Source organism: Nocardia sp. NPDC005745, assembly GCF_040630775.1.
Taxonomy (GTDB): domain Bacteria; phylum Actinomycetota; class Actinomycetes; order Mycobacteriales; family Mycobacteriaceae; genus Nocardia.
Genome location: NZ_JBEXYF010000005.1, coordinates 1 through 25,747, shown reverse-complemented (window position 1 = coordinate 25,747; position 25,747 = coordinate 1). Strand labels below are relative to the sequence as shown.

General features: G+C 66.1%; 16 protein-coding genes and 4 pseudogenes. 12 read left to right on the top strand and 8 right to left on the bottom strand.

Annotated features, from left to right (window positions below; all coding sequences use genetic code 11):
• Positions 1 to 43 precede the first annotated feature (43 nt).
• Both ABZ420_RS07155 and ABZ420_RS07150 read left to right on the top strand, forming a co-directional pair.
• A pseudogene (locus ABZ420_RS07155) lies at positions 44 to 495 on the top strand (transposase); the annotation flags it as partial.
• A gap of 143 nt (positions 496 to 638) precedes the next feature.
• A pseudogene (locus tag ABZ420_RS07150) lies at positions 639 to 737 on the top strand (transposase); the annotation flags it as partial.
• 169 nt (positions 738 to 906) lie between these two features.
• Here the strand turns inward: ABZ420_RS07150 and ABZ420_RS07145 are convergent.
• Positions 907 to 1,248 carry a carotenoid oxygenase family protein gene (locus tag ABZ420_RS07145; RefSeq protein WP_357118741.1) on the bottom strand — a complete coding sequence of 114 codons (342 nt, stop codon included), beginning with the start codon at positions 1,246 to 1,248 and terminating at the stop codon, positions 907 to 909.
• 1,043 nt (positions 1,249 to 2,291) lie between these two features.
• Here ABZ420_RS07145 and ssb point away from each other — a divergent pair.
• The 3 genes and pseudogenes from ssb to ABZ420_RS07130 form a co-directional block, all read left to right on the top strand.
• A pseudogene (ssb, locus tag ABZ420_RS07140) lies at positions 2,292 to 2,590 on the top strand (single-stranded DNA-binding protein); the annotation flags it as partial.
• 390 nt (positions 2,591 to 2,980) lie between these two features.
• Positions 2,981 to 3,415 carry a hypothetical protein gene (locus tag ABZ420_RS07135; RefSeq protein WP_357118155.1) on the top strand — a complete coding sequence of 145 codons (435 nt, stop codon included), beginning with the start codon at positions 2,981 to 2,983 and terminating at the stop codon, positions 3,413 to 3,415.
• 483 nt (positions 3,416 to 3,898) lie between these two features.
• Positions 3,899 to 4,585: a hypothetical protein gene (locus ABZ420_RS07130; RefSeq protein ID WP_357118152.1), complete on the top strand. Its 687-nt coding sequence runs from the start codon at positions 3,899 to 3,901 to the stop codon at positions 4,583 to 4,585.
• 24 nt (positions 4,586 to 4,609) lie between these two features.
• Here the strand turns inward: ABZ420_RS07130 and ABZ420_RS07125 are convergent, their stop codons facing one another.
• Positions 4,610 to 4,864 (bottom strand): hypothetical protein, encoded by a 255-nt coding sequence (locus tag ABZ420_RS07125; protein WP_357118149.1) that lies wholly within the window; start codon positions 4,862 to 4,864, stop codon positions 4,610 to 4,612.
• Between the two features lie 812 nt (positions 4,865 to 5,676).
• On the opposite strand from ABZ420_RS07125, the gene ABZ420_RS07120 reads away from it, so the two are divergent.
• The 4 genes from ABZ420_RS07120 (at position 5,677) to ABZ420_RS07105 (ending at position 9,081) form a co-directional block, all read left to right on the top strand.
• Positions 5,677 to 5,955 (top strand): hypothetical protein, encoded by a 279-nt coding sequence (locus ABZ420_RS07120; protein WP_357118146.1) that lies wholly within the window; start codon positions 5,677 to 5,679, stop codon positions 5,953 to 5,955.
• 113 nt (positions 5,956 to 6,068) lie between these two features.
• Entirely contained in the window at positions 6,069 to 6,602 is a 534-nt protein-coding gene (locus ABZ420_RS07115; protein ID WP_357118143.1) for a pentapeptide repeat-containing protein, read from the top strand.
• Between the two features lie 479 nt (positions 6,603 to 7,081).
• Positions 7,082 to 8,017 carry a hypothetical protein gene (locus tag ABZ420_RS07110; RefSeq protein ID WP_357118140.1) on the top strand — a complete coding sequence of 312 codons (936 nt, stop codon included), beginning with the start codon at positions 7,082 to 7,084 and terminating at the stop codon, positions 8,015 to 8,017.
• Between the two features lie 686 nt (positions 8,018 to 8,703).
• Positions 8,704 to 9,081 carry a hypothetical protein gene (locus tag ABZ420_RS07105; protein ID WP_357118137.1) on the top strand — a complete coding sequence of 126 codons (378 nt, stop codon included), beginning with the start codon at positions 8,704 to 8,706 and terminating at the stop codon, positions 9,079 to 9,081.
• A 316-nt stretch (positions 9,082 to 9,397) separates the two neighbouring features.
• Here ABZ420_RS07105 and ABZ420_RS07100 read toward each other — a convergent pair.
• From ABZ420_RS07100 to ABZ420_RS07090, 3 genes and pseudogenes are all read right to left on the bottom strand, one after another.
• A pseudogene (locus ABZ420_RS07100) lies at positions 9,398 to 9,595 on the bottom strand (alcohol dehydrogenase catalytic domain-containing protein); the annotation flags it as partial.
• A 40-nt stretch (positions 9,596 to 9,635) separates the two neighbouring features.
• Positions 9,636 to 10,250, bottom strand: coding sequence for an FAD-dependent oxidoreductase (locus tag ABZ420_RS07095; protein WP_357118134.1), 615 nt, complete (start codon positions 10,248 to 10,250; stop codon positions 9,636 to 9,638).
• 132 nt (positions 10,251 to 10,382) lie between these two features.
• Positions 10,383 to 12,773, bottom strand: a complete 2,391-nt coding sequence (locus tag ABZ420_RS07090; RefSeq protein ID WP_357118130.1) for a serine/threonine-protein kinase — start codon at positions 12,771 to 12,773, stop codon at positions 10,383 to 10,385.
• Between the two features lie 124 nt (positions 12,774 to 12,897).
• Between ABZ420_RS07090 and ABZ420_RS07085 the strand changes: the two genes are divergently transcribed.
• Both ABZ420_RS07085 and ABZ420_RS07080 read left to right on the top strand, forming a co-directional pair.
• The gene (locus ABZ420_RS07085) at positions 12,898 to 13,479 is read left to right on the top strand and encodes a hypothetical protein (protein WP_357118128.1); all 582 of its coding nucleotides are present in this window, start codon (positions 12,898 to 12,900) and stop codon (positions 13,477 to 13,479) included.
• A 302-nt stretch (positions 13,480 to 13,781) separates the two neighbouring features.
• Positions 13,782 to 17,063 (top strand): protein kinase, encoded by a 3,282-nt coding sequence (locus ABZ420_RS07080; RefSeq protein ID WP_357118125.1) that lies wholly within the window; start codon positions 13,782 to 13,784, stop codon positions 17,061 to 17,063.
• Positions 17,064 to 17,881: 818 nt separating this feature from the next.
• On the opposite strand, the gene ABZ420_RS07075 is transcribed toward ABZ420_RS07080, so the two are convergent.
• Positions 17,882 to 18,844 carry a ferritin-like domain-containing protein gene (locus ABZ420_RS07075; RefSeq protein ID WP_357118122.1) on the bottom strand — a complete coding sequence of 321 codons (963 nt, stop codon included), beginning with the start codon at positions 18,842 to 18,844 and terminating at the stop codon, positions 17,882 to 17,884.
• Between the two features lie 691 nt (positions 18,845 to 19,535).
• Entirely contained in the window at positions 19,536 to 19,757 is a 222-nt protein-coding gene (locus ABZ420_RS07070) for a hypothetical protein (RefSeq protein ID WP_357118119.1), read from the bottom strand.
• Between ABZ420_RS07070 and ABZ420_RS07065 the strand changes: the two genes are divergently transcribed.
• Positions 19,756 to 20,031, top strand: a complete 276-nt coding sequence (locus ABZ420_RS07065; protein WP_357118116.1) for a hypothetical protein — start codon at positions 19,756 to 19,758, stop codon at positions 20,029 to 20,031. The genes ABZ420_RS07070 and ABZ420_RS07065 overlap by 2 nt on opposite strands.
• A gap of 145 nt (positions 20,032 to 20,176) precedes the next feature.
• Here ABZ420_RS07065 and ABZ420_RS07060 read toward each other — a convergent pair whose 3' ends face one another.
• Complete coding sequence (locus ABZ420_RS07060; protein WP_357118113.1) at positions 20,177 to 25,645, bottom strand: IPT/TIG domain-containing protein; 5,469 nt, start codon at positions 25,643 to 25,645, stop codon at positions 20,177 to 20,179.
• Positions 25,646 to 25,747 lie beyond the last annotated feature (102 nt).

Sequence of the window (25,747 nt, the reverse complement as noted above, 5' to 3'; positions counted from 1 at the left end):
CAACGCAACTCGGACTGCTGGTGGCGGGCTGGATGTTCGGATCGCGCAGGAGTTGGTGGAGCAGGCCCGCAGCGAGGGGCTGTCGCTGACCGGGGCCGATGGTCTGTTGACTGCGGTGACCCGCCGCGTGATCGAGGCCGCTTCGGAAGCGGAGATGACCGAGCACCTCGGATACGCCAAGGGCGATCGTGCGGCAGCGGCCGAAACCGAGGGCGGCAATCATCGCAACGGCACCAGCCGCAAGAGGGTACATACCGATATAGGGCAGCCACCGTGGACGTGCCCCGGGACCGCGCCGGACAGTTCGAGCCACGGATCGTGCCCAAACACGCGCGCCGCGTCGCCGGGTTCGACGAAGCGGTGGTCAGCCTGCACGCCAAAAAGCTCACGACCGGGGAGATCCGTGCGCATCTGGCCGAGATCTACGGCGCTGGCATCTCGCGGGAGACGATCTCGAAGATCACCGACGCCGTGACCGGCGAGTTGGCCGAATGGCTAGCTGTTTGCTGATTGGACCCCAGTGCTGTTTACCAGCGTATTTGAGGCTGGCCCGCACGAGGTGGACTACACACTCGGGTAGCGGTCGCCCCATTCGGCGGCGAACTCGGCGAACCGCTGTTCGGCCGCGTCCGCCGATGATCGAATCGCTCAACGCTCGTTTCCGGCAAGCGGTGCGTCGCCGCGGGCACTTCCCGACCGACCAGGCCGCGTTGAAAGTGCTCTACCTGGTCATCCGCGACCGCCGCAAGAACCGGCCCGACGTCGTCGGCCACACCCCCGGCTGGAAACGAGCCCTGCAGCAGTTCGCCCTGATCTACGGCGACCGCATCACCGACCACACCGAAAGTAGAATCAGAACCGATCACTCTCACCCACAAAGGTTCTGACACTCCCCCGGAGATCGGATTATGTGGGAATCCAGCTGCCGTGGAAGCCGGTCGGGATGCGGACCGGGAGCTGGACTTCGGCGATGGGCGGGCTGTCGAGGTCGGCGGCGTCGAGGATCAAAAGGTAGCCGTTCCCACGAATGCGATTGTGGGCGAAGCTCATCAAGTATCCGCCGCCTTCGTCCGTTGCCTGGTGGCGCGGGACAAACACGACCTCGCCGCAGGTGTGTCCTTCGGGCAGTCGGTGGCTGCGCCGGGAGGCGCCGTCGGCGAAGTCGTAGCGGTAGACGCGGGAGTGGTGCGGTTCGGCGTCGAGCGAGAAGCTGGTCAGATACCCGAAGCGGTGACGGTTCCCCGCGATCTATCCCCACGAGGTCTTCGCCCGCTACCAGCAATTCCTCCAACACCGCCGAGCCCAACGCCCCACCTAGGGAATACCGCACACCCACCGCCGCCGAACTCGCCGAGTTCGCCGAGCACTTCGGGCGACGCCGCATCGAACTCGGCAACTGCGTGCGCCCCTACAACACACCCTGCGTCCACGAACACCGGGCCTGCGTTGCCCATTCCAACAAATCGACCCCGCCCAACTCCCCCGCCTGGACGAGATCAAAGCCGACATCATCCAACGCATCGAGACTGCCCCGAACCAGCATTGGCATCGTTTCGAGAAACGACGGCCACTTCAGATCGAGCAACCGCCTGCTTACAGTCGCCGATTTCTCAGTGCCGCGATGTCAGCGACCATGGACGTGCAACTGATTCGGCAGCTCGCCGAGAAGCTGATTCTTGATGTTGGCCCGCAGCCCAGACGGAGTGATCAAGAAGTCCGGGTTCGTCCAAGACTGCCGAACGCGAGGGTCATCGGGATCGCACAGTTCGACGCATCGACCGAACCTTCTCCCCTGTCTGCATTCTTTGCGGTGACAGGCGAGACGCCATCCACCCCTTGGCAGGAAGACCACCACTATCTGAGCCGTAATGGCCCATGTTGTCGGACCTACCTTGATCGATGGCCCCACAGAGAACGGCCATCCTTGAGTCCGATCGCCGCTCAGTGGCCGGTTCTCGGCAGAACAAGCCACAGCGACTTCGGAAGCAACTGAAGCAATTGCTTGTTTTGTAGCGGTCCAGTTGAATTCGGCCACATACGCCAGATCGGAAGCCGCTTGGCGCTCGGACGCCTCGCGGTGCAGTCTCTCGGCTCGTACATCGTCTGCGAACCCCACCGACTCAGACTAGCCCCTGCGCGAATCCTCAACAGGCATAACGAACCGAACGCTCCTTTGAACCCGAACTCGGCCAGCTCGATGCGATTCGAACCCAACGGCCGGATTCCGCGCTCCGACGCCAGCGTCTCGCTGCTGGCTGCCACCGCCTTCCCCTTAGTCAGGAGAAATCGTCATGCCCTCTGATGCGATCCTTACAGTCACGGGAAATCTCGTCACAACGCCAACGAGTGGAAAGACGCCGAGGCGTTGTTCATGCCGTGCAGCATCTGGCGTGAGGCCGCCGACAACGTCGCCGAATCACTCACTCGTGGTGCGCGAGTCATCGTCTCGGGCCGGTTGAAGCAGCGCAGCTGGCAGACCCCCGAGGGCGACAAGCGCAGCCGAGTCGAACTCGAGGTCGACGAGATCGGGCCATCGCTGCGGTTCGCCACCGCGCAAGTCAACCGCACCAGCCGCGGCGGCACCGGGGGCTTCGGCGAAAAGCGTGACCGCTCCCGCGACCTCGTCGGGGCAGCCACCGGCAGCCGCGGCGGTGACGACAACCCCTGGGCGACGACCTTTCCGGCGCGTTCCCTCCGCCGTATCGGACTCCCACCCCGGTCGATCGCACTCAGGCGGGTCAGACGACCAGCCGCCCAGCCCCGTGCCGGGCTTACCTACGCGTGTGCGTGCGTCCGGCACGGGGCCGAGCTGTTTCCACGACAGAACAGGACCCAGTGATGACCGCAACCTTGAACGCACCCGAGACCACCGACACTCACCGAAGTCGCTGAGACCGCTTCTCCGTTCACCGCCGTACTCGGCGAGATCGAATACCTCCTGGACGCCGACCCCGACGCCGCACGGGAACGCTTCACCGCCGTGCTGGCCCTCGCCTCCCCGGCCGAGCGTGAATTCCTCGACCGCGCCGCCGAGATGTTGACCCGCTCCCCGTGGAAGACCGCAGCCCGTCAGCTCGGGTGGATGGCCAAGTCCCGACCCGAACTGCGGACGCTGATCGTCGACCACACCGCCGAAGGCGACCCGGGTCTGTACCAGCCCGAACTCCCGCCGCAGTCGCAGACCTCGATCGAGGCGGCCGAATGGGTGCGTCGCTCCATCCGCGACCGCCGACACCGTGACCGCTACACCGCCACCCCCAGCCCGGCGACCGACGCCGCCCGGCTACCAGCACGAGAAGGTCGCCGCGCGCCGCGCCCGCGTTCCCGCCCCCGCCACCAGCGACGTGAGCTTGCGCCACCGCGGACGGGACCTGGCCGGTGGCCGAAGAAACCGGATTCGAGGTACGCAGACTGACGCTGGTACGCCGGCCATGAGGATGGACGCTCCATGGGACCGACCACGCTGACCTACACCAAGGCCGAGCTACTGGATGTGATCGAGGCATCCGAACTGCCTCGGCCGCCCACTTCGCGGCATCGCCGCCCGGAGTCGTCGATGCGACACGTGACGGCCCGCTGCGCCGGGGAACGATTTCGCTGGGCACATCGTGCCGCCGATCTTGCCCGGCGGAAGTCGGCCGCTTGCCGCAGCCGCCGCAATGACCAACCATCGCGTCTCGAAGGCAAGCGCGCTGGCTGAGCGGTGGTCGCCGGTCAGCGGCGGCCCGATCAATTGCCCGGCGTCGAGATCCCAGATCCGCACCCCCACAGACGCGGTCCTCATTCATCATTCGAGCAACGCCGTCTATGTGCTGCCACGCCATGAGGCAGTCGCACGGATCAGCCGGACAGAGGTGACTGCCGGGTGCGCCACGATCTGTGATGCCATGATCGGCCCATGGGTACCGAGGTTGTCGGAACGACACCGTGGAAACGCATCAGCGCCGCACTGGGCACCACCGGCCCCCGTGCCGCTGCCATCGCCTATCTCGGTATCGACGGCCCTCGGCTGCTGCGGGAGTTGCGACGCGGAGATCTTCTGGTGGTCAACGCAAGCAAGGAAGCAGTCGCCTCACATGCCACCTCCCCAGCCTCCATCGCCACGCTGATGGCTCCCGGTGTCACCGTGAAAACGTCGGCAAGGCTGCACGCCAAAGTCGCCGCTACCGCCGATCACGCGGTCATCGGATCAGCCAACACCTCAGCACATTCGCAGGCCAGCGACGAAGCAGTCGTGATCACCGACGTGAAATCCCTTGTGCGCGATACCCGCAATTACATCGACGCCATCGCCGTAGACGCGACAGTGATCACCAAGGAATACGTCCAGTATCTGCAGCAGGTGTGGGACCAGGCACCACGTGCCGCTCCGGTCCCCGGGGTCAACGCCGTCTCAGCCGAAACCGAGTTGCTTCCCCGTCGCATCGCCGCCGTCATCCTGGTCCCCACCGAATACGACGACCTCAACACCAGCGAACGAGCCGCGATCGCGGACCTACCGGCGGCTCGGCTTCGAAGTGGCTGCCGAGGTGGCCGCGACGCACGGGCACCTGACCTTGCACCGCGTGCGCGTCTGTGGTCATGACCTAACTTCGGGAGGTAGCCGGGTTCAGGAATGAGTCGGCGGAATATGGAAGCGCTCGTGATTGTGGAAGCGGCCGTGGTCATGAATGCAACTGGGGTCACTGACGCGCAACCCGTTGCGCACGCGCGTCTTCTCATCGATGCAAAAGCCGTCATCCCGAGTCGGCGGCGCCTCGGCAGTCGCCGTCACCGCGCTCGGCGCCCCGATCGCCGCGGCAATCAGCGCTACAACCAGGGTGCGGCGTGCCGGTGCGGCAGTCGCGGGAATTGTTCGCCCCATTGGGTTCCTTCCGTTGCGGGATCTCACACCGTTCTATCAGCGCACGCAGCATGGCAACACCCGCCGATTCCAGGGGCAACTCGACGATCATCGACCGCGGCCCCTTCCTCATCGACCGGTCAGATCCCGGTCCAGTACGGCGAGTTGGGCCCGCACCTGTGCGTACAGCGACAAATCGCTTTCCAGCGAAGTAAGAAGATAGGCCGCCCACGTCGCGGCCGTCTACGGAGGCTATCCACCAGCCGAGGATGGCCGGGTCGCGAGATTCGAGGACGGCGGCGCGCAAGCGAGCACGAAGGGATTCGCGGACTCAGACGACGTCGGGTGCGCGGGAGGTGGGCAGGAGTTGGTCTCGGTAGCGGCTGATGGCCGCGGCCTGGGACGCGACTTCGACGCTGTCACTGCGGGTTTGACGCTGACCTGGAGCAGCGGACCGGTCAAGGGGCACGTCAACGGATCAAGATGATCAAACGCCAGATGTTCGGCCGAGCAAAACCGGATCTACTCCAGAAGCGAATCCTGTGGAGCGACTGAGCAAACCCGACTGCCAGCATCACGAAAATTGTGCCTGATCCAGTATTCAGCCGGACGCGACGAACGCGACAGCCGTTTGTTGATCGGTGAACTCAAGGATGCCCAGGCGGGGCTCGAATGCGCACCGCGCTCGGTAGAGATGCCGGCACCGACCTCCCGGCCAAAGCGTGCACGTGAGCACCGCGCGGTCCAGGCGCCGACCGCAGCTCGCGGGTCACCGCCTGCGGCCGTTGCAGCCTCACCGCAGACGAACGTGGTCAGCGGTGAAGCGAGTTGTGATGTCCGCGGTGTTCTGGCAGGCGGTGATCGGGCTCGCCACTGCGGTTGCCGCGATCACGGCGGTGGTCATCTCATCGCGCAGCCGGGCCGCGAGCAACGAGCAGTTCGAGGCGCAGCAGCGTCGGCAGCAGCAGCAGCAGCAGCAGGCTAGCGAACGGTTCTCCAGAGCGGTCGACCAACTGAGCTCCGACAAACTCGAAAACCGCGTCGGCGCTATGTATTCCTCGAACAACTCCGCCTTGACTCCCCGACGCATCAACCCACGGTGCTCGAGGTGATCACGTCATACGTTCGCGTTCATGTACCGAACGGCGCGGGGGCGTGCTCCGTACGGCCAGTGGACCCCAGATCCGTATTCGATCCTCGCTTCCACAGCGACGAGCCGACTCCCATGCCTTCCAGCTTCAGCGCGGGCAGTTCGGTACCGAAAGACATCGACACCGCCATCGCCGTGTTGAGCGGACCACTCGCCGGTGACCTCGCCAGCAGAGTCGGAAAGCACCAGTTAATGGACCTTTCTGGTATCTGCCTTACGTCGTTGTACCGCCCTGGTGGTGATCTCACGGGCGCGTCGTTTCTCTTTGCCGACCTGACGGCGGCCATGTTCGCCGGAGTGGACCTGACCCGCGCAGGGTTTGACACGGTTGACTTGACGGACGCTGTCTTCCTTAGCTCGAATCTCGACAGAGCGACCCTTAAATATGTGGACGCTGATCACGCCGATTTCTCGTATGCTCGCCTCGCCGGCGCCAACCTGACCGGCGCAGACCTGACTCAGGCGAGGCTGACCGGCGCAGACCTGGCTAAGGCCAACCTGACCGGCGCAATCCTCACCGGCGCAGACTTGACCGGCGCCAACCTTGCCGACGTGATCTATGACGAGTCGACCATATGGCCGACGGGGTTTGAACCGCCCCGGCGATAGTTGTCGAAACGCCGACCGCACCAAGTGATCCAGCAGGCCGAAGGGCACGACCGCAGGCGGCCGCGGTAACGGGTAACCGCGTTGCACGCAGATTCGGCACCGGTCTGCGACCAAGGCATTAGGTCACACCGAGAGCTGGGTAATTGCGCCATTGCATGCTCATGTGGTGCCCCGTTTCCTTTGTGGCGTTCACGATTGACATTCTCACGCCGCGGGGCCTGCGCAGGGGCTGGATTGAGACAAGCACACCGGCGGTGACCTGCGCTTCTGACGCGCCCCGAACCGGCGGCGATAGTGTCGGCGCCGGTTCGCGGCGACTGTGTGCGTGGCGGCGAAGAAGGCGCGGGTGTGCGGCGGCGGTGGCCCGGTCTCGCACTTTTCTTGTGTGGTCAGTGCGCTGTGTGGGCGAGGCTGTGGCATGTCACAGAGTTCTACGGAACGACAGCCTCCACTGGTGCGGTGACGGCTAGTTTCGGGCGATGTCGAGAATGTGGCGGCCGCGCAGACGCGAGGTGCTGGCGTTGGGGGCCGCGGCCGCGGGCGGGCTGATGCTGGGAACTACCGCACACGCCCAGGACACCCTGCCGGCTCGTTATCGGGGGTATTCGCCGCAGGATTGGGCAAAACCCTACGCGCGGTTCATGGCGCCCCGGACTATCCCCGCACCCGCGCAGGTCGTCTCGGTATTCGATGGGCCCCCGACCCCGGCGAGCGTGATCCCGAAGTTCTCGGCGCTGACTTCTGATCTGGCGGTTTCGGGCTACTCGCCGGTCGAGACCGGGTACGGCCAGACCGAGGAGGGTCTGGCGTGGACGGCGGTGCGTACCGAGATGGCCGATGTCTCTGCGGAGATGTGGGATTGGTGGTTCGGCTGGCATTCGGTGGAATCGGCGCGCTACAAGCTCTGGCATCCCGACGCACACCTGTATTCCGGGGTCAGCAGCGACCGCAGCGCCGAGACGCTGTCCGATCGGGCGAAGTACATCGGCACCACCTCTTATGTCGATGAGTATGTCGGGGCCAAGCTCCAGCAGCTCGCGATCTCCTTCCTCGACCCGGTGGCGCACGGTTTCCAGGTGCCCGCCGGGCACACGGTGATCTTGGGGCGGGTCGGCAGCAGTATCGCGCCGGTGGATCTGGGATGGCTGGCACACCAGGTGCGCCCGATCCCGGGCGGCGCCGAGATGCGCAGCCGCTTCTACCTCAACCTCTACGGCCTACACGCCCCCGACCCGCACCAGGCCGTACAAGCGTTGGAGCGCGGGGCCGCCCTCGACCCCGCCGATCTGGTGCTGGGTCTGGGACTGGCGCGCGATCTGCTGTTGCACTGCGGCCAGGAAATGACGCACCTGGCTGGGTTCCTGCCGCAGCTGTATCGCGAGTTCGCGCTCGGGGACGACACCAGAACGGGCTGAGCTTCGCGCGCGGCGGCTGTGAACCCCGGCTGCGGCGCCGATGGATCGACCGGGCCGGCGCACCCATGCCGCTGTGAAAGTACTACGTGTACTCGCTTTTCGCCATCAATCGGAGTCCTGGTCGCGGCGATGGGTAGTCGTGTGTAGCTGTTGGTCATAATCGGTGGCCCTGTCCCCGTGAACATCCCACGCCTGCCCGCGGTACCACGAATCGAGACTCGCAATAATCAATTACGGTGCAGGTTTCGGCGGTGGTTCGAGCGAACCCCTTCCTCCCCAGAGGGCGCCGCGGCGTGGGACGCGGGACCCGGCGGTGAGCGGCCGCACGCAAGCGACTGACCCGCACTCTAGCGTTCGACCCTGACATGTCCGGCCGCACCCGGCCGGGTGGGCTACTTTGGCCCAGACGTACGTTTCGGGGCCGCCGGTGCCGAGAGGCACCCGGGCACCGATCCATGCGGCGGCGCGGGGATCGGTCGGCGGGAGCGCTCGGAGACGGAAGGTGATTCGATCGTCGGGATCGGCGCTGGTGAATTCGTGGTCGGGGTCGAGGATTTCGGCCGCCACCGCGGGGAAATCTCCGACTACTGCGACGAGCAGGCCTGTCGCTCCCCAGCTTGTGTCCGAACGTTCGGATAGATTCGCCATGGTCAACTCTGTCGGACTCCGCTGATAGGAATTCGGGCATGATCATGGGATGGGTCCAACTCGTCGTGGTCACCCTCGCCGCGCTGGCGCGCTGGACCTCGGCGGGCTGGTTTTTGCTGATCGGTGTCCTGGGCACGCTGGGGTTGGCTCCGCTGATCCTGTTCGGGCCGTTGATATTCGCAGGATTCTGCGCGCCGCACACCGAGTGGCCCCTGCTCGTACTCGCCGACGTGCTGCTGCTCACCACCGCGCTGACCCTGGCCGACGGCGGCGACAACGGCATGCTGATCCCGATTCTCGACGACCGAACAGCCAATTCGCCCACAGGCGCCCTCGTGCACCGTATCGGCACCCTCACCGGCGCGGCCTACCTTCTCACCCTTATAACACTGGTGACCTGGATGCTGGCAGCCTGAGCATTCGTCACCTCTGCCCTGGTGCTCGTTTTGCACGGCGAGTCTTTCTCGGCGGTGCTGGGAGATGTCGGGTCTGTTGTGGTGTCCCGGCGTTGTTGGCACCGGCAGCGCGGGCTTGCTTCGGCCACTACTGGGGTTGCTGTCGGGCTTCGAAGGTCGCGGTGGTGGCGGCGGCGGGGCTGCGGTTGCGATGCGGTGGGTTTCGCACGATGGTCATGGCGCGGCACGCGGTGGTGTCTTCTCGCGAGGGTGGAGGGCGAGTGATTGTGGCGCAATGGGCGCTCACATCGTTACGACCGAACGTAGGTCGGTGCCGGGCGGCTTCGTGTCCGAGCAGGAAGGGGAACGCGTCGCTGATCGCGCCTTGCCGGTGGGTGAGGTCGGTGTGGCACACGCCGCTGGCGGCGATGTCGACTGCCGCTTCCCCAGAGCCGGGATCGGGGATGACGATCTGGGCGATCTCCACCGGTGCCCCGGGTGAGCGGGCGATGACGCCACGGACATGTTCTGGCATGGTGTGGTTCCTTCGGTGAGTGTGGGCCTGGGAGGGGATGTCAGGGCGGCGGGGCCTGGGCCAGGGCACGCAGGCGGGGCAGGGGTGTGCGAACGCCGTAGGCGACGATGGTGGCGGTGCCGTCGCTGTGGCGCCAGGTGAGCAGCGCTGATCCCTCGGTGAGGTTGCCGTCGATGTGGCTGGGTGGGCCGTGCAGCGGCAGCGGTCCCACGATTTTGATGGCCACACCCAGGATCTGGGTCCAGAAGTAGTCGTCGATGGGCGCGCCCTGCGCTGGCAGCCCCAGTGCGGAGGCGGCGGCGATCTTGGCTTGTGCGACGGCGTTGGACCGGAACGGTGCCCGATGCCCGACGCTGCGCAGGTAGGTGACGTCCCCGGCGGCGTAGATCCCTGGTGTGGCGGTCGTGCACTTCTCGTCGATGCCGAGGTCGTGTTCATCGGCCAGCCCGGTGCCGTGGAGCCAGCCGGTGTGCGGTATTTCTCCCGCGCAGCTGACCACGACGTCGGCGGCCAGCACGGTCGCGTCGGGCAGGGCGACGGCGTGGATGGGGTTGCCGACCAGGCGTACCGGACTTGTTGAATCGGAGCCGCAGTTCGTGGTCTGCAGCCATGATCTTCGAGGCTGCAGTCGGGGTCGCTCGGAAACGCCTGCCACCCTCGGGGATTGACTTTGTAAGGGCATGCGTCCCGGCCGTGGCCGCCGACAGAGAGTGGCTCGAGAGAGGTCTGCACCGCCCGAAGTCGGCGTCGAGGTGGCGCCCGACCGGTGCAGTACCGATCCTGTTGGTCAGAAGAGCCTCAGGTTTCCGACGTAGACCTTGTCGCCGATCGCCACAGGGGTGTACTCGCTGGTGATCTCCCAGACTTCACCGTCGCGGTTCCACACTGCGAGTGAGTTGCCCGAACGGACCGTGTCGGTGCTGACGGCGATCCGGCTGCCGTCGGTGCCGAGCTGGGTGCCTTTCGGTACGAGGCCGGGGATCACGTACTCACCGGTATAGGCGTCTACCACACGGCCCGAATCGGAGGTGAGGATCAGGGTTCCGATGCCGCGCAACAGGAGTCGCTCGGGTCTGTTGTCGGCGCCGAATGACTGCTTCTGCCACAGGATGGTCCCGGTGCGTGGGCTGACCCCCGCGTAGGTCGTTTTATTACCCTGGGTCTGAATGGCGGTCGGCACCGAAGTCTCCACCGGCCCCGACCCGGCTGGCGTTGTCGGGCGCTCGCTGGGTCGCCAGCCCTTCGGTAGATCCGCTGTCTTGGTGCCGTTGCGGTCGTAGATCCCGGTCGGTGACCGGCCGTCGGCGACGACGAATCCGTCGATGAAGACGTTCCAGTCCTCGTCACCGATCTCTTCGACCGAGTCGCGGCGGAACACCTCTTGGCCGTCTTCGAGCCGGATCACGCGAAACTCCCACTTCGACAACGGTTCGGAGGGGTCGGGTGCGGACTTGACCACGGCCAGACGGACCGAGTCGAAGACTTCGATCGAATGGAGTGGTTGCGTCGACCGCGGACGCGGGTTGGCATCGGTCCAGCGGATCGCCGGGAGTTCCCGGCCGTCCTCACCGATCGATCGCAGTGCCGGCGGTTGAGACTGATCCGTCCTGTCCACGAAGACGAAACGCCCACCCGCGGCGGTCAAACTTTCGATTTGGCCCACAGCGGGAAAGATGTCGATGATCCGGCTCGCCTCGAGGTCGACGACCACCACAGCATCGGAGGGTGCCGACGAACTGTCGAGGTGACAGGCCGCTGCCGAATGACTTGCGCTGACGACACAGCGGTTGAGGCTGCGTTGGCTCGTGTCCACCACGATGGGCTCGGTGCCTGCCCGGAGCCGACCGGTGTTCGCGTCGACTATGTCGAGATACTTGATGCGGTTCGCGTCGGCCAGGCGGAGTCTGCGGCTGAAGATGACGACGTCGGAATCTCCGCCGAGCGCTGACGCGCCGTCCGACTGGGAACCGGGAGGGCCAGGAATATCCTGCAACGTCCAGATCGCGGTATCGGGCCGCTTGTCGAGCGACGGCAGAATCGGCGTCACCGGGTGACGAGGCAGCCGCGCGGCTTCCTCCGCACCCGCGTCGTGCATGAATGCCCGCACACCCAGCAAGCCGACGACAACCAGCGCCACCGTGACCACCATCGCTCCGATGAGGCGAGGCGTATTGCGGCGGCGAGCGTTTCGTGACGCGATCCCGCCGGGACCCGGCGGTATCGGCGGGGCCGGACGATGCGGTCCGGGACCGAGAGGGGCCTGGCGGACGACGGTGGCTGCGTAGCGGTCGGCCGCCACCGCGGTCGGTGCCGCCGTTGCGGCTGACGACTGTCGGTGCGTCGCGGGCGAGGCGAGGGCGTGACCGAGGGCGGTCGCGAAATCCTTACTGGTGGGAAAGCGATGCTCCGGACTCTTCGCCATCGCCCGTCCGATCACCGAATCGACGTGCGGCGCGAGATCGGGCCGATGCTCTCGCACACTCGGAACGGGCTGCTGGGCGTGAGCCATGATCACCGCGACGGGGTTGGTGCCGGTGAACGGCTGCGCGCCGGTGAGAAGATGAAAGGCGGTGGCGGCCAGTGAATACTGGTCCGATCGCGGCTCCACAGGCAGCCCCCGCATCTGCTCAGGGGAGGCGTACGCGATGGTGCCGAGGGTCAGGCCCGTTCCGGTGAGATCGGAGTTCTCCGGTCCCATTCGTGCGATCCCGAAATCGGTCAGCAGGTAGTGGCCGGTCCTGGCGAGCAGAATGTTGGCGGGTTTCACATCTCGATGGATCAGCCCCCGAGCGCCAGCGTAGTCGAGCGCATCGCCTATCTCCATGATCGCACGTGCCACATCGGTGCCGGGCAACCCGCCCGGCGAGGAGATGAGCGACGCCGACAAATCGATGCCGTCGATCAGCTCCAACGCGATCCACAACCGCCCGTCGGATTCCCCACGGTCGTGGACGCTGACAATGCCGGGATGCGACAGGGATGCGGCGAGGTCGGCCTCGCGTTCGAAGCGGCGACGGTAGGAGTCGTCGCGAGTCAACTGCGCGGCAAGCACCTTCACCGCGTCGGAGCGAGGCAGCCGTGGATGTCGGGCGACGTAAACCTCACCCATGCCGCCGACACCGAGAAGGCGTTCGATGGTGTATCCGGCGAACACCGACCCCAACTCCAATGCGGCCAACGTTCGATACCTCCGATACACGATGGTCAGTCGATCACACCGTATCCCGAGCTCGTCGGCAACTCTGCGGACCGGTCACGAGGGTCGAAGACTCGGGCCGGTCAAGACAGCCACCCCAATCGACGTGCTCTCCGACGACCTCGCCGACGACGAGTGCGGGCTGCTGATTGACACGATCTCCGTGCACGCCCGGCCGCCCCCGACCAGCCAGCACCCCTCCCGGGCGACAATCCCGCCGACCTTGTGTGCCCGGGAGTCGTCGATGACCCTCGGTTCGACAGGTCGAGGATCGTCGCACGCTTCGCCCCAGCCGTCCGAGTTCGATCCGCACCCGGTTGGCGTTGAAGACCAACGGATCGCCGGAGGGGTCGTCGGCCTCAGGCGGCGCGGGTTCCACGGCGTAGTCCTCCACGTCGAACGACACGCTGTCGAGCAGCGCCTCGAACGGTTCGTCGACTCGTTCACCGTTATCCGCGGCGAGTTTGCGAGAGGCCCGCCACTCGCGCACAAATTCCACGCGGGTCATCTCGCCATCGGCGTAGGTCTCCAGGAGAGTGAGCAGTTCCGCTGTCCCGGTGTCGTAGGGAACCTCGGAGGGTTCGTTCCACACTGTTGTTCGGAGACCTCTCGGTTGTACGTTCCACTTCGGGCCGGCCAGATCCTCCGGCAGTGGGGTCGCGCGGCGCCGTTCGAGGTCCACGTGTAGGTCCAGGAACTGGCGGTCGCCCTTCAGAAGGTAGCCGCCACCGTCGACCGTCCATGACCGCCCGCCGCCCCCGGTCGAGGTATCGCTGCGGCACCGCCAGCCTCATCGAACTCGTCGCCGCACGATGGACCCCGCCCCGGTCACTGCGGCGGTGATAGCAGCGGCAATCGGCGCCCGCTGACACAACCGCGTAGACGATAACCTGCCGTTCGCTGTCGTTGGCGATACTCTGTGCATTGTCGAAAGGGTGAGTGCATGGGGCCCGATATTCGTGCACATACCGACCGGATCGCGCGCCGCTGATGGTCGATGATGATCCGCTGCGGACCCACCGCGACGTGCGTCTGCCCGTCGCGGCGGAGCTGAACGCGGTCGGGTTCGAGGATGCCGAGGAAATCGGACGCGGTGGTTTCGGAGTGGTGTACCGCTGTACGGAGGCGGCGCTGGACCGCACGGTGGCGGTAAAAGTGCTGACTGCGGAGCTGGACGACGACAACCGTGCGCGGTTCCTTCGCGAGCAGCAGGCGATGGGTCGGCTGACCGGGCATCCGAACATTGTGACGGTGCTTCAGGTGGGCGTCACCGAAGGCGGGTGGCCGTATCTGGTGATGCCGTATTATCCGTTGGATTCTCTGGATGCGTGGATCCGGCGGCAAGGTTCGTTGCCGGTGGAGACGGTGTTGTGGGTCGGAGTGCGGATCGCTGGTGCCCTCGAGCGCGCGCACCTGCTCGGCATTGTGCACCGGGATGTGAAGCCGGGAAATATTCTGCTGACCGATTATGGTGAGCCGGCGTTGACCGATTTCGGGATTGCGCGCATTATCGGCGGGTTCCAGACGGCTGCCGGTATCGTGACCGGGTCTCCGGCGTTCATTGCACCGGAGGTGCTCGATGGCGAGGCGGCAACACCTGCTGCGGATGTCTACGGGCTCGGTGCGACCCTGTTCTGCGCGCTCACCGGGCATGCGGCGTTCGAGCGGCGTAGCGGTGAGCGAGTGGTGGCGCAGTTTGCTCGGATGACCAGCCAGCCGGTGCCGGACCTGCGCGAGGGCGGCATTCCCGATGACGTGGCAGCGGTGGTGGAATCGGCGATGAGCCGGGATCCGCGGCAGCGGCCCTCGGCAGCGGAGCTGGGCCAGGCCATCGAGCAGGTTCGGCGGCGCCACGGGTACCAGGCGGGCGCGAGTGCCCTGCACGGCGAGCCCGCCACCGGTTTGCCGCCGCGGGAGCACACCTCGCCGATGCAAGACCATGCGCCGCGGCGGAGGACAGGGGGTCGCGGCAGTGCTGGCGAGCTGTCGCTCGAGTTGACCAGTTTCGTCGATCGCCGCGCCGAGTTGTCCGAGATCAAGACTGTGCTGTCGGTGTCGCGGCTGGTGACGTTGGCGGGGATCGGTGGTGTCGGCAAGACCCGGCTGGCGTTGCGGGCGGCGTCGGCTGCTCGACGCGATGTCGCCGATGGGGTGTGGGTCATCGAGTTGGCCGATGTGCGGGACCGGTCGATGCTCGTCGACGTCGTCGCCGCCGGTCTGGGATTGCGCGACGATTCGGCTCTGCCGATGCAGCAATTGCTGGTCGAGTTCCTGCGTCACCGGGAAACATTGCTCGTTTTGGACAATGGTGAGCAGGTCGTGGAGGCGTTGGCAGAGTTGGTCGAGACACTGTTGCAAGCATGTGCGAGCCTGCGGATTCTCGTCACCAGCCGCGAGCCGTTGGACATCGCCGGGGAAGCGGTGCTGCGGGTGTTACCACTGACCGCTCCGCGCGTCGAGGGTGAGCCGACGCTGCAGGGCCTGCCCCGATACGACGCGGTGACGTTGTTCGCCGAACGTGCCGCAGCGGTCGTACCGGGCTTCGAGGTCACGGACGACAACAAGGCCGCGGTGGCGGGCATCTGCGCCCGGCTCGACGGGCTGCCGCTGGCGATCGAACTCGCAGCCGCTCGGATGCGCACCATGTCGCCCGAGCAGATCCTGCAGCGGTTGACCGACCGGTACGCCTTGCTCACGCGCAGCAGTCGCACCGCGCCGAAGCGCCAGCAGACGCTACGGTGGTGCATCGACTGGAGCTACCGGTTGTGTACGCCGGTCGAGCAGCGGCTATGGGCGCGATTGTCGGTTTTCGCCGGAGGTTTCGAACTCGATGCCGTCGAACATGTGTGCAGTGCCGAGTTGGCGCCTGAGAGTCTGTTGGACGCGCTGTCGTCTCTGGTGGACAAGTCGATCGTGTATCGGGAGACACTGGACGGCGTCGTGCGCTTTCGGATTCTCGAGACCGTGCGCGAATTCGGCCGGGAAAAGCTGCGCGAATGCGACGAATACAAGGACCTGCGGCGACGGCATCGCGACTGGTGTCAGCGGCTGGCGCTGGACGCCGAGGCCGGGTGGATCAGCGACCAGCAGCCCTACTGGCTGGCCCGCCTCGAGCGCGAGCAACCGAATCTGCGAGAGGCGCTCGAGCTCTGTGCGTCCGACGACAGCGCGGACTCGGCCGAGGCCGGGCTGCGCACCGCTGCGGCGTTGGTTGCGTTCTGGAACTTCCGGGGTCTGTACGGTGAGGGCAGACGCTGGCTCGGCCGCACCCTCGTCAACCCCGCCGCGCGGTCGGCACCCGATCGTGTCAAGGCAATCTGTGCCAGCAGTACCATCGCCTCGATGCAGCGTGACCTCGAGTCGGCAGCTGTCTTACTAGCGGAAGGGCAAGCACTCCTCGAACAGAGCCGCACTCCCGTCAATGAGGCACTGATCGCCTACGCCGAGGGCGCCTTGGCGCTATTTCGGGAGGAACTCGGGTTCGCGGTGTCCTGCTTCGAACGTGCCGTAGAGGTTTTGAGCGCGAACCGGCGCGAGCACCTGCACGTCGGGGCACTGGTGTTTCTCGGCTGGGCACATGCTTCGCAGGGCGACACCCGACGGGCGATCGAGTATTACGACAAAATTCTCGCCATCACCGAAGCGTGCGGCGAATCGCTGTTTCGCTCGACCGCCCTCGGTGTGAAGGGCGTTATCCTATGGCAGCAAGGCGAACGGTCACAGGCATACCAGTTGCTCCAGGAATCGCTGCGAGTCAACCGGTATACGCGCAGCCCTGTCGTCGCGTCCCTCGCGTTCGAGGGGCTGGCCTGGATCGCCGCCGAAGGCGATGGTGAGCGCGCGGCCATTCTGATGGGTGCCGTGGAAAGCTTGTTGCGCTCCGCCTCCGGCTTCTCGATCTTCTTCCCGAAGCTAGCCCTGATTCACGACGAACGCGAGCGTATGGTGCGAGGCGCGCTCGGTGACCGAGGATTCGACACGGCGTTCCGGCGCGGCCAGGCCATGGCGATGAACGCCGCAGTGGCCTACGCTCTGGGTGAGCGGCCAACCGCCGCGCCTGCCGCTTCGGGACTGCGATTGACCAAACGGGAACGTCAGGTCGCAGACCTCGTTGCTCGAGGACTCACCAATAAGCAGATCGCCGCGAAATTGGTCATCTCGCAACGCACCGCCCAAGGGCATGTCGAACACATCCTGACCAAACTCGGATTCACCTCCCGAGCCCAAATCGCGGCATGGATCGTGGACCAAGCCCAGCAAGAGAATGCTTGACCCGCACTCTCAAACCTGAGCCCGTCGCCAGGCAACCGACACCCGAAGGCCGCCTCACCACCGGGGCGTGCAGCGGCCGATTGAAAACCAGTTCCGAACTGCGTCGCTCGCAGCAAATTGGAACTACACACGCTGTGCCGGGTGCTTCAGCGGGCGACGATCGGCACGAGGTACTTTCGCGCGCCGATAGACGGTGACACGGGTCCATGCCGGCGACATCGAAACCGCCGCCGAACTCGTGGCTGCCATCCAAGGCGACGTCACCAGCCTCATGTCCACCGGCCACATCACCACCTCAAAGCCGGCCTCGACACAACCCTGACCCTGCTGCGAACCAGCACCAGCACACAGACGGCGGCGCCACTCAAATCGGCTTGATGAGACCGCGACGGGTGCGTGGCCGCGCGAATGGCCTTGCGTGCAGGCGCGGACATTCCTCGACCGGCCCAACCAGCCGTATCTACCGCCTTCGACCGGATACGGCCGGTCTCCGTATCGGACAGCCCGGATGCCGAATGCGTTCGGGAAGAACGCGATCAGACCGCGCACATCATCGCGCACTCACCGAAGCCGCTCCTCTGCCGTGGACCGGGGGTCGGAAGATCGAATCCCCACACCCCAAACGACAAAAGGCCAGGCCACGCCGACGTGTGGAGGAGTTCCCGGCCCCATGTCATGCCCAAGTGCCCCACGCCGCCGGCGGCCTCGAACCTGCGATATTCAGTGGAGGCGACTGCCTTGCCGCACAACGAGGTTGGCGGACCGATAGCTGCCTCCGGCATCGGGCGAGTCCGATGCCGGAGAGAGCGAAATGAAGATCAGGTGAGTCCGGCGACTTCTTGGGCGATGGCCGCGAGCCGGGTCTGGGCGGCGGACACGACGCCGTGGCGGTTCTTGTGGGCTTCCTCGTAGGCGACGATCGCGCGGATGTCGGCGGGGGCGGTGAGTTCTTTGACCTCGGCGACGGCTTGGGAGACGTTCAACTCGTCATAGTCGTCGATGGGCAGCTCGTCGGGTTCCAGCACGCCGGTGCTGCTGCGGATCGACCGCAGGGCGTCGGCGGCGGTGTCGGCGCCTTCGCGGCGGGTGACCTGCTCCGCGGTCTCCAGCGCGGCATCGCGGGAAGCCGACAGCGTCTTGACCGCGACATCCCCGGCGCGTGCTCCTTGGGCCAGCAGCTCACCGAGTGCGGGTGTGCTGGCACGCACGGTGTCCAGCGCCCGGTCCAGGCCGCGGGTCGACCAGGTGACCGGGAGGTTGAACAGCTTCACCGCGGTCCCGGTGGCGGCTTGCATGGGGGTGCGGCGCAGCGCGGCCGGCCCGCCGAGGGCGTCCTCGGCCAGGACGGTGGTCAGCCAGTCCACGGTGGCCGAATGCGCGGTGATCAGCCGCTGCGCCAACGCCACCACCTCAGGCAGCCCAGCGGCGGTGGCGAGGGCTTTGATGTAGCGGGCGCGGTCGAGCAGCTGGTGTTCGAGGGCGAGGTCTCCGAGCAGGGCCTCGTCGAAGGGCTGGGCCTGCTCGACCATCGCCTTGACCGCGGCGGCGGCTTGGCCGAGGAACGGTGCGACCAGCTCCGGGACGCCACCGAGGTCGCGGATGGTGGTCTCGATGGCTTCGGCGCGGGCGCGGGCGTTGTCGGCGTTCTCCGACAGCTCGCGGCGCACCGCTTCGGTGCGGGCTTGGGCGATGCGGGTCTCGGCGACCTGGATCTCGGTGTTGGTCAGCGACAGCACAGCGCGGAGCTGCGCGAGCAAGGTTGTGGTGTCGGGTGTGCTCATTGCGGATCTCGTCCCTCCGGTGTTCGACAGCATCGGGTCGGCGCAAGGGTGCACCACTGTCTGCCTTACCCAGCCCTACCGGCCAGTAACACTTCTTCGCTTGCTGCGGGTGCTCGACCGAAGGATCATCGGGGATGCTCGGGCCGGTACTGAGCTGGAACCACTGGCAGCGTGGAGCGCGGAGAAGCGGTGAAGGCCCGCCCCGGAAGGGTCCGCTGTGGGTCGGGCGGGCCTCCCATCACCGTGAACTGTGTGGATCACGGGGGTGCTGGGCGGTCACGCCCGGGCTTTGCTTGCCGCATCGCTGTTCGGGCAATTCCGTCCTCACGCGGCCGCGGGCGTGGAAGCAGCGCCCGCGACGGCGGCGATACTAGGTCGCCTTCCCTGTTGTGCATGGAACCTGGAGTCACGGGTGTCGTTCGTGCTGCCGACTTCAACCGCGCCGGGCGGGCGCGATGACACCGCCCAGGCACGCAGGCGGGATTGCGTCAAGTTGCCCATCCCGAGACCCGACGAGCGATGGTCGCTCGTCGCTGGCCGGGCCAGTTTTCGACCGGACACCGGAACCGGAGCCCGGCGCTGCTGGGTTCACATGGCTGGCGCTGCGAGCATGGGCACTTCTGTCCAGGCGGATGAAACAACTCGATCATCCGGCCGAAACCGTGATCGCCGGCCGCGTCGCGCCGCGACGTCACCGCGCGCCTCTTGTCCACATCTCGGGTGCCGCCCCGGCCGAGGCGAAGCGAACATCGACGAGGGTCTTTGCAGCGAGCAACGCGGACACCCGCTGCGCTGCGGCCTTGGATCCGAATACGAGCGCACCGTCGCCGGTCGCGAACCGCACCAGCGTGACCAGTTCGACAGGAGCGGCGTGGTCATCCCGTGGTGCGGTGCACAGCTCTTGGGCCGCCATGTCGGTCGCCGACTGGAAATCGCCATCCACACCCGTCACCGGGCCAGCCCACCCCGACCTGCTCCGTGACCGGACCCGGCGCGCCGGGCGAGCGGGTGTCGAGGCACCGCAACATCAGCCGACGAGTGATGGCCTGAACGGCTGCTACGCCCTTTTCGGCACCGACGCGGTGACCATCGAACCCACCACTGATGACCGCATCGCCACCGGCTTGCGGCAGATGATCGTCCGGACCGTCACGGCAGTGCGCGACGGCGTCTACCTTCTGTACTGATTACCGACACGGACCGGGAGATACCCAGGTATCCGGTCGATGCTGGGCCTGCACGCGCAGGGCGATCCCTCGGAGCACACGCACTCGACGGTAATGCGACTGGGCCGCCGGCAATAACTTGTCGGCGGCCCAGCGGCTTCAGGTGTCAGATGTAGGTGTAGCTGACGCCGTTACTGGTTCCTCCTGTGGTGGTGACGGTGACCTGCACGGTGCCCGTTCCGGCGGGGGTGACCGCCGTGATCTGCGTGTCGGAGTCGACGGTGAACGAGGCCGCCGGTGTCGCACCGAAACTGACCGCGGTGGCTGCCGTCAAGCCCGTCCCGGTGAGGATGACGGTGTCCCCGCCCGCGCTGGATCCCGAAGTCGGGTTGATCGCGGTCAGGGTGGGAACCTGGATGTAGGTAAAAGCGACGCCGTTGCTGGTTCCACCCGGGTCGGTGACGGTGACCTGCACGGTGCCCGTTCCGGCAGGGGTGACCGCCGTGATCTGGGTGTCGGAGTCGACGGTGAACGAGGCCGCCGGTGTCGCACCGAAACTGACCGCGGTGGCTGCCGTCAGGCCATTGCCGGTGAGGACGACCGTGGTTGCGCCTGCTTCGGTCCCTTGAGAGGGGACGACCGAAGTCAGGGCCGGCACGTAGGTGTAAGAGACACCGTTGCTGATTCCGCCCGTGGTGGTGGCGGTGAGTTGCACCGTTCCGGTTCCGGCGGGGGAAACAGCCGTGATCTGCGTGTCGGAGTCGACCGTGAACGAGGCCGCCGGTGTGGCACCGAAACTGACCGCGGACGCAGTGGACAGTGCCGTCCCGGTGAGAACGACGGTTGTCCCACCTGCGGCCGACCCTGAAGTCGGCACCACTGTGGTCAGAGTCGGAACCGGAATATAGGTGTAGGCGACTCCGTTGCTGGTGCCACCCGCGGTGACGGCGGTGACTTGCACCGTCCCGGTACCGGCGGGGGAAACAGCCGTGATCTGCGTGTCGGAGTCGACCGTGAACGAGGCCGCCGGTGTCACACCGAAACTGACCGCCGTTGCTCCGGTCAGCCCGGTTCCGGTGAGCACGACCGTTGTTCCGCCCGCCTCTGGCCCCGAACTCGGCACCACGGTGGCCACGGTGGGAACAACGACGTAGGTGTAGGCGACTCCGTTACTGGTCCCGCCCGCGGTGACGGCGGTGACTTGCACCGTCCCGGTACCGGCGGGGGAAACAGCGGTGATCTGCGTCGCGGAGTCGACCGTGAACGAGGCCGCCGGTGTCACACCGAAACTGACCGCGGTCGCTGCGGTAAGTCCCGTTCCGGTGAGCACGACCGTCGTTCCGCCGGTGACAGGTCCCGAACTCGGCACCACCGAGGTCAGGCTCGGCACCGGGACATAGGTATAGGCGACTCCGTTACTGGTGCCACCCACCGTCGTGACGGTGACCTGCACCGTGGCTGTTCCGGCCGGGGCGACCGCGGTGATCTGCGTCGCGGAATCGACCGTGAACGAGGCCGCCGGTGTCGCACCGAAACTGACCGCCGTTGCTCCGGTCAGCCCGGTTCCGGTGAGCACGACCGTTGTTCCGCCCGCCTCTGGCCCCGAACTCGGCACCACGGTGGCCAGGGTGGGAACAGCGACGTAGGTATAGGCAACTCCGTTACTGGCGCCACCCGCGGTGACGGCGGTGACTTGCACCGTCCCGGTACCCGCGGGGGAAACAGCGGTGATCTGCGTGTCGGAGTCGACCGTGAACGACGTTGCCGGTGTCGCACCGAAGTTGACCGCGGTCGCTGCGGTCAGATCCGTTCCGGTCAGGACAACCGTCGTTCCGCCGGTGACAGGTCCCGAACTCGGTACCACGGTGGTCAGGGCCGGTACGGGAACGTAGGTGTAGGACACACCGTTACTGGTGCCACCCACCGACGTGACGGTGACCTGCACCGTGCCCGTTCCGGCCGGCGCGACCGCCGTGATCTGCGTCGCGGAATCGACCGTGAACGACGTTGCCGGTGTCGCACCGAAACTCACCGCCGTCGCACCCGTCAGGTCCGTTCCGGTCAAGACAACTGCCGTTCCACCTGCTTCCGTCCCCGAATTCGGCACCACCGTGGTCAGGGCGGGAGCCGGGACGTAAGTGTAGGCCACGCCATTGCTCGTTCCACCCACAGTGGTGGCGGTGACCAGCACGGTCCCCGTTCCGGCGGGACTGACTGCCGTGATCTGGGTTGCGGAGTCGACCGTGAACGACGTCGCCGGTGTCGCACCGAAACTTACCGCCGTCGCTCCCGTCAGATCTGTTCCAGTGAGAACGACGGTTGTCCCCCCACCCTCTGGTCCCGAATTCGGCACCACCGTGGTCAGGGCGGGAGCCGGAACATAGGTGTAAGCGACGCCGTTGCTGGTGCCGCCCGCAGTGGTGGCAGTAACCAGCACAGTCCCCGTTCCGGCAGGGGTGACCGCGGTGATCTGAGTGGCGGAGTCGACCGTGAACGACGCCGCCGGTGTCGCACCGAAACTGACGGCTGTAGCACCGGTCAGGTTTGTTCCGGTCAGGACGACCGTCGTTCCACCCGTCACTGGCCCCGAGCTGGGGACCACGGTGGTCAAAGTCGGAACCGCGACGTAGGTGTAAGACATCCCGTTACTGGTCCCACCGACGGTGGTGACGGTGACTTGCACCGTTCCCGTTCCGGCCGGAGCGACGGCCGTGATCTGTGTGTTCGAGTTGACCGTGAACGAGGTCGCCGGCGTGGCACCGAAACTGACGGCTGTAGCACCGGTCAGATTCGTTCCAGTCAGGACGACCGTTGTTCCACCGGTGACCGGACCCGCGCTCGGCACCACCGAGGACAGGGTCGGAACCGCCACGTAGGTGTACGTGACCCCGTTGCTGGTGCCGCCTGGGGTGCTGACGGTGACTTGCACCGTTCCTGTTCCGGCGGGAGTGACTGCCGTGATCTGAGTGGCGGAGTCGACGGTGAACGAGGCCGCCGGTGTCGCACCGAAACTCACCGCCGTCGCTGCGGTCAGATCTGTTCCGGTGAGCACGACCGTTGTTCCGCCCGCCTCTGGCCCCGAACTCGGCACCACGGTGGTCAGGGTCGGTACGGGGACGTAGGTGTAGGACACCCCGTTGCTGGTGCCACCCACCGTCGTGACGGTGACCTGCACCGTGCCCGTTCCGGCCGGTGCGACGGCCGTGATCTGCGTCGCGGAATCGACCGTGAACGAAGCCGCCGGTGCCGCACCGAAACTCACCGCCGTCGCTGCGGTCAGCCCCGTTCCGGTGAGCACGACCGTTGTTCCACCGGCGATTGGGCCCGCGCTCGGCACCACCGTGCTCAGGGTGGGAACAGCGACGTAGGTGTACGTGACCCCGTTACTGGTCCCACCGACGGTGGTGACGGTGACCGCAACAGAACCTGTGCCCGCGGGGGTGACCGCGGTGATCTGGGTTGCGGAGTCGACCGTGAACGAAGCCGCCGGTGTCGCACCGAAACTCACCGCGGTGGCTCCGGTGAATCCTGTTCCGGTGAGAACGACCGTCGTTCCACCCGTCACTGGTCCCGAACTGGGCACCACCGTGTTCAGGGTGGGAACCGCCACGTAGGTGTACGTGACCCCGTTACTGGTCCCACCGACGGTGGTGACGGTGACCGCAACAGAACCTGTGCCGGCCGGCGCGACGGCCGTGATCTGAGTCGACGAGTTGACGGTGAACGACGTCGCTGGTGTCGCACCGAAGGTGACGGCTGTAGCACCGGTCAGATTCGTTCCGGTCAGAACGACCGTTGTTCCACCAGCGACTGGACCCGCGCTCGGCACCACCGTGCTCAGGGTGGGAACAGCGACGTAGGTGTACGTGACCCCGTTACTGGTCCCACCGACGGTGGTGACGGTGACCGCAACAGAACCTGTGCCCGCGGGAGTGACCGCGGTGATCTGGGTTGCGGAGTCAACCGTGAACGAAGCCGCCGGCGTGGCACCGAAACTCACCGCTATAGCGCCCGTCAGATTCGTTCCGGTCAGAACGACCGTTGTTCCACCAGCGACCGGACCCGCGCTCGGCACCACCGAGGACAGAGTCGGAACCGCCACGTAGGTGTACGTGACCCCGTTACTGGTCCCACCGACGGTGGTGACGGTGACCGCAACAGAACCTGTGCCCGCGGGAGTGACCGCGGTGATCTGGGTTGCGGAGTCAACCGTGAACGAAGCCGCTGGCGTGGCACCGAAGGTGACGGCTGTAGCACCGGTCAGATTCGTTCCGGTCAGAACGACCGTTGTTCCACCAGCGACCGGACCCGCGCTCGGCACCACCGAGGACAGAGTCGGAACCGCGACGTAGGTGTACGTGACCCCGTTACTGGTCCCACCGACGGTGGTGACGGTGACCGCAACAGAACCTGTGCCCGCGGGAGTGACCGCGGTGATCTGGGTTGCGGAGTCAACCGTGAACGAAGCCGCCGGCGTGGCACCGAAACTCACCGCTGTAGCACCGGTCAGATTCGTTCCGGTCAGAACGACCGTTGTTCCACCAGCGACCGGACCCGCGCTCGGCACCACCGAGGACAGAGTCGGAACCGCGACGTAGGTGTAGGACACCCCGTTACTGGTTCCACCTGCGGTGGTGACAGTGACTTGGACTGTCCCTGTTCCGGCCGGAGCGACGGCAGTGATCTGGGTCGAGGAGTTGACCGTGAACGACGTCGCTGGCGTGGCACCGAAGGTGACGGCTGTAGCACCGGTCAGATTTGTTCCGGTCAGGACGACTGTTGTTCCACCGGTGACCGGACCCGCGCTCGGCACCACCGAGGACAGAGTCGGAACCGCGACGTAGGTGTAGGACACCCCATTGCTGGTTCCACCTGCGGTGGTGACGGTGACTTGGACTGTTCCTGTTCCGGCCGGAGCGACGGCGGTGATCTGGGTCGAGGAGTTGACCGTGAACGACGTCGCTGGTGTCGCACCGAAACTCACCGCGGTGGCTCCGGTGAATCCTGTTCCGGTGAGAACGACCGTCGTTCCACCCGGCACTGGTCCCGCACTGGGCACCAGCGTGCTCAGGGTGGGAACAGGAACATAGGTGTAGGACACCCCGTTGCTGGTTCCACCTGGGGTGGTGACAGTGACTTGCACCGTTCCTGTTCCGGCCGGCGCGACGGCAGTGATCTGGGTCGACGAGTTGACCGTGAACGACGTCGCTGGCGTGGCACCGAAACTCACCGCGGTGGCTCCGGCCAGGTTTGTTCCGGTCAGGACGACCGTCGTTCCACCCGTGACCGGTCCCGCACCGGGTACGACTGTGCTCAGGGTGGGAACAGGAACATAGGTGTAGGACACCCCGTTGCTGGTACCGCCTGCGGTGGTGACGGTGACTTGCACCGTTCCCGTTCCGGCCGGAGCGACGGCCGTGATCTGAGTCGACGAGTTGACCGTGAACGAGGTCGCCGGTGTGGCACCGAAACTCACCGCGGTGGCTCCGGCCAGGTTTGTTCCGGTCAGAACGACCGTCGTCCCACCCGTGACCGGTCCCGCACCGGGCACCACCGTGCTCAGGGTGGGAACAGGAACATAGGTGTAGGACACCCCGTTGCTGGTTCCACCTGGGGTGGTGACAGTGACTTGCACCGTTCCCGTTCCGGCCGGAGCGACGGCAGTGATCTGGGTCGACGAGTTGACGGTGAACGACGTCGCTGGCGTGGCACCGAAGGTGACGGCTGTAGCACCGGT